Annotated in this window: 15 protein-coding genes; 7 read left to right on the top strand and 8 right to left on the bottom strand. The window is 37.0% G+C overall.

All coding sequences use genetic code 11. The annotated features are described in order from the left end of the window. The first annotated feature begins 239 nt into the window (after window positions 1–239). The 3 genes from lolB (at window position 240) to prs (ending at window position 2,786) form a co-directional block, all read left to right on the top strand. The gene (lolB, locus tag HMPREF3129_RS01925) at window positions 240–878 is read left to right on the top strand and encodes a lipoprotein insertase outer membrane protein LolB (protein WP_017628161.1); all 639 of its coding nucleotides are present in this window, start codon (window positions 240–242) and stop codon (window positions 876–878) included. Next, a complete protein-coding gene (gene ispE, locus HMPREF3129_RS01920) occupies window positions 875–1,750 on the top strand; it encodes a 4-(cytidine 5'-diphospho)-2-C-methyl-D-erythritol kinase (protein ID WP_004247961.1) in 876 nt (291 codons plus the stop codon). The genes lolB and ispE overlap by 4 nt, the downstream gene beginning before the upstream one ends. Before the next feature lie 88 nt (window positions 1,751–1,838). After that, window positions 1,839–2,786: a ribose-phosphate diphosphokinase gene (gene prs / locus HMPREF3129_RS01915; protein WP_004242665.1), complete on the top strand. Its 948-nt coding sequence runs from the start codon at window positions 1,839–1,841 to the stop codon at window positions 2,784–2,786. Window positions 2,787–3,023: 237 nt separating this feature from the next. Here prs and ychH read toward each other — a convergent pair whose 3' ends face one another. Continuing rightward, window positions 3,024–3,302, bottom strand: a complete 279-nt coding sequence (gene ychH / locus HMPREF3129_RS01910; RefSeq protein ID WP_004242663.1) for a stress-induced protein YchH — start codon at window positions 3,300–3,302, stop codon at window positions 3,024–3,026. 344 nt (window positions 3,303–3,646) lie between these two features. On the opposite strand from ychH, the gene pth reads away from it, so the two are divergent. The 4 genes from pth to HMPREF3129_RS18810 all read left to right on the top strand — a co-directional run bounded on the left by pth (window position 3,647) and on the right by HMPREF3129_RS18810 (window position 7,165). After that, complete coding sequence (gene pth / locus HMPREF3129_RS01905) at window positions 3,647–4,231, top strand: aminoacyl-tRNA hydrolase (protein ID WP_004242660.1); 585 nt, start codon at window positions 3,647–3,649, stop codon at window positions 4,229–4,231. Between the two features lie 191 nt (window positions 4,232–4,422). Then, complete coding sequence (gene ychF, locus HMPREF3129_RS01900) at window positions 4,423–5,514, top strand: redox-regulated ATPase YchF (RefSeq protein WP_004242658.1); 1,092 nt, start codon at window positions 4,423–4,425, stop codon at window positions 5,512–5,514. Between the two features lie 396 nt (window positions 5,515–5,910). Continuing rightward, the gene (locus tag HMPREF3129_RS18815; RefSeq protein ID WP_004251406.1) at window positions 5,911–6,615 is read left to right on the top strand and encodes an RHS repeat protein; all 705 of its coding nucleotides are present in this window, start codon (window positions 5,911–5,913) and stop codon (window positions 6,613–6,615) included. Next, window positions 6,548–7,165 (top strand): RHS repeat domain-containing protein, encoded by a 618-nt coding sequence (locus HMPREF3129_RS18810; RefSeq protein WP_065423404.1) that lies wholly within the window; start codon window positions 6,548–6,550, stop codon window positions 7,163–7,165. Before HMPREF3129_RS18815 ends, HMPREF3129_RS18810 begins: the two co-directional genes overlap by 68 nt. A 94-nt stretch (window positions 7,166–7,259) precedes the next feature. On the opposite strand, the gene HMPREF3129_RS01885 is transcribed toward HMPREF3129_RS18810, so the two are convergent. From HMPREF3129_RS01885 to HMPREF3129_RS01855, 7 genes are all read right to left on the bottom strand, one after another. Then, complete coding sequence (locus HMPREF3129_RS01885) at window positions 7,260–7,796, bottom strand: fimbrial protein (RefSeq protein ID WP_004242654.1); 537 nt, start codon at window positions 7,794–7,796, stop codon at window positions 7,260–7,262. Window positions 7,797–7,809: 13 nt separating this feature from the next. Continuing rightward, complete coding sequence (locus HMPREF3129_RS01880; RefSeq protein WP_004242653.1) at window positions 7,810–8,358, bottom strand: hypothetical protein; 549 nt, start codon at window positions 8,356–8,358, stop codon at window positions 7,810–7,812. Between the two features lie 10 nt (window positions 8,359–8,368). Continuing rightward, window positions 8,369–8,902: a spore coat protein U domain-containing protein gene (locus HMPREF3129_RS01875; RefSeq protein WP_004251411.1), complete on the bottom strand. Its 534-nt coding sequence runs from the start codon at window positions 8,900–8,902 to the stop codon at window positions 8,369–8,371. Window positions 8,903–8,914: 12 nt separating this feature from the next. Further along, window positions 8,915–9,925: a fimbrial protein gene (locus tag HMPREF3129_RS01870; protein ID WP_004251413.1), complete on the bottom strand. Its 1,011-nt coding sequence runs from the start codon at window positions 9,923–9,925 to the stop codon at window positions 8,915–8,917. A gap of 10 nt (window positions 9,926–9,935) precedes the next feature. After that, the gene (locus tag HMPREF3129_RS01865) at window positions 9,936–10,604 is read right to left on the bottom strand and encodes a fimbrial chaperone (protein ID WP_036918232.1); all 669 of its coding nucleotides are present in this window, start codon (window positions 10,602–10,604) and stop codon (window positions 9,936–9,938) included. Then, entirely contained in the window at window positions 10,597–12,972 is a 2,376-nt protein-coding gene (gene pefC / locus HMPREF3129_RS01860; RefSeq protein ID WP_036918230.1) for a PefC/AfrB family outer membrane usher protein, read from the bottom strand. Before pefC ends, HMPREF3129_RS01865 begins: the two co-directional genes overlap by 8 nt. A 209-nt stretch (window positions 12,973–13,181) precedes the next feature. Then, the gene (locus tag HMPREF3129_RS01855) at window positions 13,182–13,700 is read right to left on the bottom strand and encodes a fimbrial protein (RefSeq protein WP_004247956.1); all 519 of its coding nucleotides are present in this window, start codon (window positions 13,698–13,700) and stop codon (window positions 13,182–13,184) included. Window positions 13,701–13,705: the final 5 nt, after the last annotated feature.

Here is a 13,705-nt window from a genome sequence, read left to right as displayed (position 1 = left end):
ATCTTATAATTGAGTTATGAATAAATACCGACTCGCGACTTGACTTAGTATAAACCTAAAACAGCGCATTTAGTATGGACTCTTCATTGCCGCCATTCTACTTGATGAACTCTTTCAATAAAAGTGCTTACTTGTATGATAGGCAAATTCAATCGACTATTTAACGAAATATCGTTATATCTTCGCGTTTATGATACGCTTTTTTGCAACAAAGAACGAATGTAAGGAATATCTCAGCTATGCGCTCACGCATTTTTCCAACCAAATCACTTTTGCGTCTCCTTCCGCTAGCTGCGCTGTTACTTAGTGCATGTAATTTAAATAATATACAAACACAAGGTTCAGCGTCAGATAACGATGTTCAATGGCAAACGCGTCAACAAGCATTAAATAAGATTTCACAATATGAGACACGTGGCGCCTTCGCTTACATTGAAGGCACCTATAAAACTTACGCACGTTTCTATTGGCAAGATAAAGATACCGATCGCTATCGCTTACTTTTAACCAATCCATTGGGGACGACAGAGCTAGACTTAAATGTGATGCCTGGAGTGATTGAAGTGACTGATAATGGTGGTAAAAAGTATTATAGTGACAATCCAACTGAAATGATTTATCAGCTCACCGGTATGGTGATCCCTTTAAAAAATTTACGCGCTTGGTTAATTGGTTTACCGGGTGATGCCACGGATTTTGAACTCGATGCAAATCATCTTTTAAAATCGGTTACATGGCCAACCCCAGAAGGTGATTGGGTAGTAACCTACCAATCCTATGACACCGCAATAACACCGAACTTGCCACAGCGCCTTGAATTAAAACAAGGTGAACGCACGATAAAATTAAAAATGGATAACTGGGATATACAGCAATGACACTAAGTTGGCCCTCTCCTGCCAAATTAAATCTTTTTCTCTACATTACCGGGAAACGCCCCGATGGTTACCATAATCTACAAACCTTATTTCAATTTTTAGATTATGGCGATACGCTAACTTTTACGCCCCGTAATGATACGCAGTTAACCATCTTAACCCCCGTTGAAGGGGTTGCAGATGAAGATAATCTGATTATTAAAGCAGCCAAATTATTACGTCAATACTGTCATCAGCACCATATTCCCCTACGCTATCAAGGGGCAGATATTAGTATTGATAAAAAACTGCCCATGGGAGGAGGTTTAGGGGGAGGCTCTTCCAATGCTGCGACAACACTGATAGCCCTTAATTACCATTGGCAAGCAGGCCTAAGCGATGAAACATTAGCCACACTCGGCGTGACGTTAGGCGCAGATGTGCCGGTATTTGTTAAAGGGCATGCCGCTTTTGCTGAGGGTGTTGGTGAAATATTAACCCCGGCATCACCCAAAGAGTGTTGGTATTTAGTTGCTCACCCCGGAATTTCTATCCCAACCCCGACAATCTTCACAGATCCAGAATTAAAACGTAATTCGCCTATTCGCTCTCTGGGCGCATTATTACAGGCTCCGTTTGCAAATGACTGTGAAATGATCGCAAGAAAACGTTTTCGTGAGGTTGAATATCTGCTTTCGTGGCTGTTAGAATATGCACCGTCACGCTTAACTGGGACAGGTGCTTGTGTATTCGGTGAGTTTGAATCGCAAGAGGCCGCTAGTGAAGTGTTAATTAACGCCCCTGAGTGGGTGCACGGATTTGTGGCGCAAGGCGTTAACATTTCCCCTGTGCATTTATTCCGCTCAAGGATACCTGTGTTATTGCACCCGTAACTATGATGTTTACAAACCCTATGTTGATAAACACGTTCTTTACAGGTCAACAATATCTCTCTCTGGACGCAAGCCTGAGGTTTTTCTCGTGCCCGATATGAAGCTTTTTGCTGGTAACGCAACCCCGGAACTGGCTCAACGTGTTGCCAATCGACTCTATACTAGCTTAGGAGACGCTGCTGTAGGTCGTTTTAGCGACGGTGAAGTCAGTGTGCAAATCAACGAAAACGTACGTGGTGGTGATGTTTTTATCATTCAATCAACCTGCGCACCAACTAATGATAACTTAATGGAATTAGTGGTCATGGTTGATGCATTACGTCGAGCTTCCGCTGGTCGTATCACTGCTGTTATTCCTTACTTCGGCTATGCCCGTCAGGATCGCCGTGTTCGTTCAGCCCGTGTTCCTATCACGGCTAAAGTTGTTGCGGATTTCTTATCTAGTGTAGGCGTAGACCGTGTTTTAACCTGCGACTTACATGCAGAACAAATCCAAGGGTTCTTTGATGTACCGGTTGACAATGTCTTCGGCAGCCCGATCCTTTTAGAAGATATGCTTCAAAAAGAATTGGACAACCCTATTGTTGTTTCTCCAGATATTGGCGGTGTTGTTCGCGCTCGTGCTATCGCTAAACTTCTGAATGATACTGATATGGCAATTATTGATAAACGTCGCCCTCGTGCTAACGTTTCTCAAGTTATGCATATTATCGGTGACGTTGCTAATCGCGACTGTATCCTTGTTGACGATATGATCGATACAGGTGGTACATTATGTAAAGCAGCAGAAGCGCTGAAAGAACGTGGTGCTAAACGTGTATTTGCTTACGCGACTCACCCTATTTTCTCTGGTAATGCTGTTGAGAACATCAGAAGCTCTGTTATTGATGAAGTGGTTGTCTGCGATACAATTCCATTGTCAGCAGAAATCAAAGCATTAAATAAAGTCCGCTCATTGACCTTGTCTGGTATGTTGGCTGAAGCCATTCGTCGTATCAGTAATGAAGAGTCAATTTCTGCGATGTTCGAACATTAATTTGTCGATTTAATATCGTACTTTGAGATAATTAAACCCGCTATAGCCTATGTTATAGCGGGTTTTTTGTTATCTTTTTAAGATAAAATATTTAGACAATAAAAAACCCGCGATCACTTTATCAGCGGGTCTTTAGATATGTATTATCTGCATATTAACGACAATGAGTTACTTATTATCTATTCTTACTTTATTATGAATTATGATTTTATCTATATTTTATTGATGCCCACACTGTTATGGATAACGATGATTATCATGGCGACGATAACGTTCGTCATGATTACGCAACCACCAATATCTTTCTGCAACGGTTTCTCTACCACCAATACGAGCCCCTGCTAACCAAACAAGTGCACCAATAAAGATCCCCATTAGCGAAGCATCAGATAAAATATCAGGTAGTCCTAATGGAAAAATATGGCTAAGAAGATTATAACCGAGACTACCGAGCATAAGCACCATACCGATAGCCATCAATAAATTGCCAACGGCAAAAGCATGTTTATATTTCATGTTGCACCTCCAAGCGCGTCGTCAGACGATTCAACACCAAAATACATCGAATAACCTTTTATTCATTGTAGTTATTATAGCCATAAAGACTAAAAAGGTATTGTCGCAGTGATCACATGCTCTGAAAATTATTGACAATTCTTTGCAAAAAATGTGTTTTATTGCTTTTGTAAATCATTTATCGGTGCTAATACGCCTATTTCGCTCTTTTTGCCCTATAAATAATAAGTATTTTCTCCTAGAAAGATTTCAACAAAATAATCATGACAATCTATTTTGTGCTTCTTGACAGAGAAAGGTAAACTAGATGCTTTCTTTTAAGACGATAACAGTGAAAGGCAATTGTGAGTAAAATTAAACTTATCGTCGGGTTAGCCAACCCCGGTGCTGATTATGCCCAGACTCGCCATAATGCGGGTGCTTGGTATGTTGATTTATTGGCTCAACGTCATCAACAATCTCTAAAAGAAGAGAGCAAATTCTTCGGCTATACTGCTCGTATTAATTTAAATGGTAATGATGTTCGTTTATTAGTCCCTACCACTTTTATGAATTTAAGTGGTAAAGCGGTATTAGCGATGGCAAATTTTTATCGTATTCAACCCGATGAAATATTGGTTGCACATGATGAACTGGATTTACCACCAGGTGTGGTAAAAATGAAATTGGGTGGCGGTAATGGTGGCCATAACGGACTAAAAGATATTCAGAGTAAATTTAGCAATAACCCCAATTTTTATCGATTACGTATTGGGATTGGTCATCCCGGTGATAAAAACAAAGTGGTCGGTTTTGTGTTAGGTAAACCACCAACAAGTGAGCAAAAACTTATTGATGATGCAATTGATGAAGCCCTTGCTTGTACAGATATTCTGATGCGTGATGGTTACGAAAAAGCCATTAATCGTTTACATAGCTTTAAAGCTTAACCCCTATCAATAAAGCTATTGGTGTATCAAATAAGTTAACTGGGCAATGCCATGCCCTTTTCTTTTGCGCAATTAATCCCTGATGATTTAATCAAACAGGGATTTGTTCTATAATAGCGCCAATTTTTTTAACAGCACACAACAGGAGCTCCCCCTTTCCTGTTGTTTTTTATGTGACAAGGTGAACGTTTATGGGATTTAAATGTGGTATCGTCGGTCTGCCTAACGTAGGGAAATCTACACTGTTTAATGCCTTAACTAAGGCAGGTATTGAGGCAGCCAACTTCCCATTCTGTACTATTGAGCCAAATACAGGTGTTGTACCCATGCCTGATCCTCGCTTAGATAAGTTAGCAGAAATTGTAAAACCACAACGAGTGTTACCCACTACAATGGAGTTTGTTGATATTGCAGGTTTGGTTAAAGGTGCATCTAAAGGTGAAGGCTTAGGTAACCAATTCCTTACCAATATCCGCGAAACTGAAGCTATCGGCCATGTCGTGCGTTGTTTTGAAAATGACAATATTGTGCATGTGGCGGGTAAAGTCGATCCTGCTGAAGATATTGAAACAATTAATACCGAATTAGCGCTTTCTGACTTAGATACCTGTGAACGAGCAATGCATCGTAATCAGAAAAAAGCCAAAGGTGGTGATAAAGTTGCTAAAGCAGAGATGGAAGTTTTAGAGAAATGTTTACCGCACTTAGAAAAAGCCGGTATGTTGCGTGCATTAGATTTAAGTGATGAAGAAAAAGCGATTATCCGTTATTTAAGCTTTTTAACCCTGAAACCAACCATGTATATTGCTAACGTCAATGAAGATGGTTTCGAAAATAATCCTTATCTTGATACGGTACGTAAAATCGCTGAAGCCGAAGGCTCTGTTGTTGTTCCTGTTTGTGCTGCTATCGAAGCAGATATTGCAGAGCTAGACGATGAAGAGCGCGAAGAGTTTATGCAAGATTTAGGCATCGAAGAGCCGGGCTTAAACCGTGTTATCCGTGCAGGTTATGCGTTACTCGATTTACAAACTTACTTTACCGCTGGTGTAAAAGAAGTCCGTGCTTGGACAATCCCTGTAGGTGCAACTGCCCCACAAGCTGCAGGTAAGATCCATACTGACTTTGAAAAAGGTTTTATCCGCGCCCAAACCATCTCATATAATGACTTTATCACTTATGGTGGTGAACAAGGTGCGAAAGAAGCAGGTAAAATGCGTGCGGAAGGTAAAGATTATATCGTGCAAGATGGCGATGTGATGAACTTCTTGTTTAATGTGTAATAAATAGCTTTATTATTATTTAGTATTATTCGGTTTTCTTCACGTTTAAATACTAACAAAAGCAGCATAAACTCTACGAGACTTATCGAAGGTTTATGCTGTTTTATTTTATAAAAAATAACTTTAATATAATTTAATATCTAATTTATGCATTAAATTTGCATCCCACTCATTTAATGAGTTTTTACTTAAAAATAAAATAGATTATATATTGATAATCAAAAAATAATAAAATGCGTATATTTCAATAAAAACAATTTATTACATTTTAATCATTATAATTTCCCATTAAATAGTTTCATTGCAATTTTTTACAACGAAAGTGCCCAATTAATACGTGTTGAGCAACAGACAAATCACCCTTATCGCCAATTTGGGTGGACTGATGCCGGTGTTATGGCGTGGCATAGCGATAAATATGGCTTACGCAATGAATACCGCTGGGCACTTTCAGAAGATAATCTTTGGCGAGTGATTGAAAACAAAACGAGCGAAGGCGAAAGCTATCGTCTTGAATATGATGATATCAACCTCACACGAACCGCTTATTGGCACGATGGTTCAACCTCATTTTGGCAACTTAATCATGATCACCAAATTATTCATTATACCGACCGTACAGGCATTAAAACGGCGCTAATTTGGGATGAGTTTGGATTACCTTGCGGTTGTCGCAATGCGTTGGGTCATACACATATTAGTGAATGGGACGCACTGGGCCGACTACTCAGCATAACGGATGGTAATGGTAACCAAACGCGTTGGCAATATCAGAATGAACGCGAGCGCCTTATCACTGTATTTTGGCCGGATAACACAGAGTCGCGTTTAGCGTATGACAGTTTGGGGCGACTGGTTGAAGAAGCTCACTTAGGCGACCGAGTCTTCACATCCGCACCACGCACAATATTACTCGACTATGATGCGGCGGGTAACCTTGTCAAACGTGAGACCTTAACTGATCGCTACCAATATCAATGGGATAGTATGAACCGCCTATTGGTCGCCAGCAAACAGCCCAATCAACGTGGTCTTGAAATGGGTTTGCAAGCGAATCAAAGTCCATTTTACCTACGATGCACTTGGCCGCATTACTCGTGAACAAACGGGCGACGATATCGTCGAATTTAATTATGATGAACTCAATAACCTAAGCCGTCTGACGTTACCTCAAGGTGACAGCCTCAACTGGCTCTATTACGGCTCCGGACATGCCACTGCCATCAACCACCTTATTGACGGTCGCTCACAGTTAATTACTGAATTTGACCGTGACGACCTACACCGTGAAATCAGTCGAACTCAAGGAGCTCTCACCCAATATCGGCAATACGATAAACTGGGGCGAACCATTAGCACTTTCAGCTCTCGTGATAAACAGCACCCGTTAAATGGCATTACCTTATGGCGTAAGTGGTTTTATGATCCCCAAGATAATCTTGGTGCCATGGAAGACACCTATCGAGGTTGGGTAGAATACCTGTATGACTCAGAGCAACGTTTAAAAAAAGTCGCCAGTAGTGAAAACCTTGATACCATGCTGTTTTACGATCGCGCGGATAATCTACTTGAGCGTCCGCAATCAGAAATTGATGGTGAACACTCCCCTAGCACTAAAGACAGTTTTCTATTCATGGGGACAAAATTATAGATCTTAGCCCCAATGATAATATTACAGCAATTGCTCTGTAATATATAAAGGAAACATAATATGGCGTTCCCTTTTTGAATAAGATTAAAATAAATTACTTATATAATGCATTAATAATTATGCTACTTTTTAGTGAACCTTTTTCAACAATTTGAGATTGAGCATATGGTTTTGCAAAAAAACTAATATCAAATTGATTATTAAGATCTGCACTAAAACTTTTATTCACTCCAGATAGATTTATTGGGCTTGAGTCTGCCCATGATAAATAAATTCCTACACCAGATAAATTGGTTTTAAGTTCACCACCAATACCATTATTTAATGCACCTTGGCTACCAGGCTTAACTTTGATATCAATATGCTCAGGTTTAAAACCACTTTTTTGGCAATCAACAATAAACTGTGTTTTTACGGCTGGTTGATTACCAGCTAATAAATTACTTTCGTTGATAACATCAAAATCTACTATTTTATTAAATCCTTTTCCATTATTAATATCACAAGTGATTCTAACTACATCCAAAGAAATTGTTAATTGAGCATCAGGTAAGATTTCATCTGATAAACTTGGTTGAGGAAAATTACTTAAACAAGTAATAATAAAATACATATATATTTTTTTATTCATACAAAAACTCATATCAGATATATTTTATTTTGATAGTTATATGGGTATTTCCATTACCCAAATGAACGGACTTTCCTCCTAATGGAAGTACAACTGGTTTTATTTTAAGTTTAACTTTCATCAATGAAGCATCCGTTTTTTTAAAAAAAAGTGCCTTCCCCATTGGTACCCCTTCACCAATAGCACCTATTTGTTCATCTTCCCACGACACAAAATAGCCAAGTGTGGTATTTTTTGAACCAATATAACCCACACTACCCATGGTTAAATGAGGATTAGCAGGTTCAAAAAGTATTGTAACTCTTTGTGGCTTAATTGTGCCCGTACAATCCAAAAAGAGTGTTGAGTGCCCTTCAACTTCACCCGATAAAATAGTCGCTGTATCAACTGCTCCAAAAGTAACATTGTCAACAGTAGCGGGTAAGCATGTAGCTATTTTTACATTCATACTAAATTGCGATTGAACAGCACCGCCAATGATTGAGGTTGCATTTAACTCAGAGCCATAACAACTTCTTGTGATAAAGATTAACAGGCTGGTAAGCAATATAGATTTGCACATAGTCCCTCAACTAATTGAAAGTTAGTTTAATGTTTAACGCCGTATTTGCTGCACCAGGAGAAACAGTCTCCCCAAGAGCAACAGGTTTAACTTTGATTGGAATAGTAAAACTTTCTTGCGTTGGCTTGTTTGTTGGGGTAATTGTACTGCCATTAATAGTAATTGCTGTATCCACAGGTTTAACGGTCGAATCTCCCCACTTAAGTTGATAACCCACCGTTGAATTTAATTTAGTATTAATAATGCCATTTGCTACATCTTTAACACCATCAGCCGCCGTAAATGCTAATGTGTAATTAGTCATTTTTGTATCGCATACAATAGCCAATGATATTACCTTCTCTGCGACAGCTCCTTTTTTAATATCACCCGCGCTTTGGTCACCAAATGTCACATCACCAACCGTTGTACTGCAAGAGGCTTTCACTGTCATACTTAAATTTGAAGTGACTGTTCCACCAGTAACATTAGAGGTGAAACTTGTTGCTCCAACATAAATAGGAAATAAAATAACGCTAAACATAAAACAAGATTTTTTTACCATCGTTAACTCCATTTAATTTAACTTTATATTAATCGTTAATGCAGTATTAGCCGGCCCAGGGATTGGCTGAGTGGATAACGCAACAGGTTTTACCCTTATCGGAATAGTAAAATTATTGGTTTTTGGCTTTGTATTCGGAGCTATTGCCACATTATTAATAACTACAGCACTATTAATGGGTTTAACCGTGCTATCTGCCCAAGAAAGTTGATACCCCACAGAACTATTATCTTTAACCTTAATGATCCCTGTTGTGGCATTATTCACACCATCTTTACCAGAAAAACTGAGTGTGTATGCAGGTAATACAGCATTACACGTAAAAGAAATATTTATATTTTTTCCTGCAATAGTATTCATTTTTACGTCACTAGCGGTTTGTTCACCAAATGCGACGTCATTAACAGACACTGCACAAGAAGCATTATTTATCAACGTCATCGATGTTGGTGCACTAAGAGCAACGCTTTCCTTTTGTAACGTATTGCCCATTTGACCAATTCGAGAATAATAATTACGTTTCAACATATAGACAGGATTAATAACCGTTTTTCCTACAGGTGGCTTTTTTTGTAAATAAACAACGCCTGAATCAGTACCACCACCGGGACCTGTTAAATTGGTCCAGCCAACCCCAGATATTTTATAATCAAGAACTAGCAGCCAAGAAGAATTAGCACAACTTCCCGTTGAACGAAAACGCAAGTATCCATCTGGTGAATTTTTATCAACTGTACCAGTAGTCGGGCATAATGTTGGTGATGATCCATATTGATCAACAATATAAATATAATTTCCATTTGTATTTCCCGCCCCACTATTAGCACGTAGACATTGACCAGCAACGTTTATAGGGGCGTCTGGCGCACCAAAAGAATAAAGCTTATCTCCCACTTTTTTATTTGTAATATCTATTTGGGCTGGAAAATTATATTTGATTGACACATTCCGACATCGAGCAGCAGAAGTATCCATAGCAATAAAAAATAATAATAGCGTGAAATAAAATGATTTATTTTTCATTTTTACTTCCTTAATTAAGCTCAATAACACGTCTAGCACCATAATCATCAATAGCTTCAACGGTTACTTTACCTAACAATGGGCGCTGCACATTTACCTCACTGAAAGGTGGAAATAAACTAATAGATTGCTCAATGTCTTTTGACAAGACCAAAGGATTATTATTGACTGACACTTGAGTTAATGCAAAATAGTAAGGTGTAGGATTCTTTAAAACTGAACCACTATATGTCAGACGTTTTTCTGCATCCTCGCGTTTTTCAGCTAAAATCTTAGGGCGATAAATCAGTTTAACTTGTGTGTTTAATGCAACAGCAAGCACATTACTGTCATCGGCAGAAGAAATTGGCGGGATTTCCTGAATATTGAGCCAAAACAATGATTCCCTATCTTTAGGTAAAATATCATTTACATATAGCAAGCGGATTAATTGTTTTTCTCCTCCAGTTATTTTGAATAAATTAGGTGCAGGAATAAAGAACACTTCATTCCCATTAAGATTATCAATCCAAACTTGGCCACCATAGGTTTTATCACTATTATTCTTAACTTCTATCGCGATATTCTTGCGACCTTCATCATAAATAAAGCGAGTACCATTAAGCGTAAACGCTGAATATGCTTTAAAACAGGTTAATGACGATATGATTAAAGCAAAAACAAATACTATTCTATTCATTACATTCAATTTCCATAATTTTATGATCATTAGATTCTACTTTCTCCAAATTTAAAGTACATTTTTCACCATTAGGTGATATAACGAATAGCTTATTAGGCTTATCTAATAAATTTAATAAAAGAACCCCAGAATTTGAAACAAACCCTATATATTCATCGTTTTTATTTCTAACAGCACTTCCAGCAGAAATAAAATCACCATTTTTATTTTTTATTCTTAATATATACCTTTGAATTGTTGAATATTTAAACTCGCGATAAATAATAGCTTTATCTGCTGGAGTAAAATTTTGAACAGAATCAAGTAATTCAACATTATTCGGAATTTCTTCTGTATTTATTTTTAAATTATTTTCAATGTATGGTGATACCCCAACAATAGTGTTTCCTTCTTTGTCAGTTGGCGGTGAATCATTGAATGTTATACCCTCTATATTTTTAATTTTTGCAATTGCGACAGTATCTCTTCTGACATTACTGAATAATAATCCTGTATCTGGGGTGGCTAATAAACTTCCTGAAGCATTAATAGAACTGGTAGTTTGATGGCCATTCTGAGAAATCGCATATCCCGTATTAATAATACTATGATCAATACCAAAATAAGCAGAATTAGACCAGTTATCACGATCTTTACTTGTATTGATACTATAGTTTATTTTTTCATTAATACTTCCAGAAACACCAGAATTAAAACTAGCTTTATTTTTCCTATCGTAGCTAACAGAATTTGCCCAAAAATGATTTTTATCATATAAGCTAAAGGGAATATTTATTCCAACAGAAATAATATAATTATCATGCTCATAATCGTTTAATTTTTGATAATCCGCTGATAATGAGAAATCGACAGATTTAATTGTTGTATTGTAAGTAATATTTGCGCCAACTTCATTACTAATACTATTTCTATATGTTTGCATCCAAGCAGATAAGCTAACAAAGCTACCATCAAAACTTTGGGACAATATCGTTTCATAACGCTCTTTACGATTACTGCGATGATATAAAGCATTTGAATTAAATTCATTAAAATCAACATAATCTTTACCAGTATAGCGATATGCGAGTAGCTGTAAATTAGTATTATCAGTCAATGAATTTGCATATTGTAACGAATAGCTGATACCAGACTGCCTAACTTCGGATGCTGTTGGTGTCTGTTTTTGAAATACACTTACAGCAGTATTAGCAATAAATGACATTGCACCAAATCGTCCAAAATCTTTACTCATTCCTAATGCTGCACTTTTATAATTATTATGCAAAATTCCCGCAGCATGAACCGTAACATTAGTTAATCCGTAGTCAAATGCACCTAGAAAAAATAAACTATTTTCTCTTTTACCTACTGTTTCTTTTTCTCCGATAGCAATGTTGTAATTTATTTCATCTGTGCGTAATAAGGAAGAAAGTGTGGCAACAGGATAATAGCGAACTGTTTTTGTCCCATCACTTTCTTCTACTGTCACTGTTATATTTCCATTACTTACTGGTGCTATATTTTTTAATTGATAAGCCCCTGCGGGAACAACTTGTGAACTTAATACATATCCATTTTGAGATATAGTAATTTTAGCATTAGAGTTTGCAACACCAGAAATAACCGGTGCATAACCTCGTTTTTCCCATGGGCGCATATCCCTTTCCGAGCGCAGTGACATTCCATAAAAAGCAAAGTTAGGTAATATTGATAAAGAGGTTATTGTTTTACCTACGGTAAAACTTCCTTGTATTGATTTAATTGCTGTGGAAACTGTTGCCTCCGATGTTTCTGTACCCGAGTTCCTTTGGTAACTACTACGAACATAAGCGACCCAACGACCTAAATTAGCATATAAATCAAAATCACCATAAATTTGTGCTTGTGAAGAACTGGTTTTAGAAATATAGCCCGAATAGTTTAATTTAATACCTGTTATCCCATAATCCCATTCCTGCCGGCGCAGAGATTCATCTAATACAATTTGAGGAATACTAAATGTTAAAGTTTGCTTCGAATTATCAAAAATAACCTGAGCCCCAGGATAACGGCTAATATCATAACAATCGCGCTCAGGATGATAATATAATTCAAATAAATTTAATTTTATTGGAAGCGATAACTCATTAATCCAATCTTTTTTTAAACATAAATTTTCATTATCTTCTGGTGAGATAATTAATTCTTTTTTACTAATTAATTTTCGATTGAAAATAACCTCAACAATATAATGCCCAGCAGGATAATTGGTATTTTCATCAAATACACCAGCAGCTTGCAGTTGAACTCCTCCATGTAAGAAGTCCATATTTAAATCTGCGCAAACATAAAATGGACTTACTAACAAGGATAACACAAAAGCATTAATTGATTTTAAACGCATTGATATTATCCATTAATATTTTCAAATGAAATAAAGGATCAATGACCCTTTATTCCAGTCATAATGCTTATATTAAACTTTATTTATATTCACAAAAATAGAATAGATTAAAAGCACCCTAAATAGAGCATAATAATAACTATTATTAGAATAATTAAATAAAAGTAACTACATTGATAATAGACATTATAAAATTAAATAATGAAACATTATTTATAAGCTACTGCATAAGTTGCGCTTGAAATTACAGTACCCTCTGTAACAGTTTGACCTGCCGTTGCTGTCATTCTTGCTTTAAATTTCATATTACCAATTGGATCATTACCATTACCAAAATCAACACTTTGGTTATTATAAGTTACATCCTGATTAGGTGTGGTTGAATTAATCGCTGTTAATTGAATAGATACACCACCGGCAGTACCTTTCATATTAGCAAGACCTGAATTAGTAAAACCTGCACTTTGCCAACCAACTTGGCCACTGGTTTTTTTCAGGCATTCATCCGTACGAGGGACTAATTCAAATTCAACATATTTACCATTGGTATCTGCAGTGGTCATTTTACCCAAATCGATTGTTGATTTAACTAAACCACCAATTTCTGTATCAATATCACACGTTTCCGACGTAACCGCACCAATAAATTGAACTTCACCGGTATTAGCTAATGTATATCCACTAAATAATGCACTGCTCATGACTAAAGGTAATAATAATTTTTTCATTTAAA

Origin of the sequence: Proteus sp. HMSC14B05, from assembly GCF_001808035.1 — a bacterium.
Taxonomy (GTDB): Bacteria; Pseudomonadota; Gammaproteobacteria; order Enterobacterales; family Enterobacteriaceae; genus Proteus; species Proteus mirabilis.
Note: the sequence above shows the minus strand (reverse complement) of the source record. Positions and strands in the feature narration are given on the sequence as shown.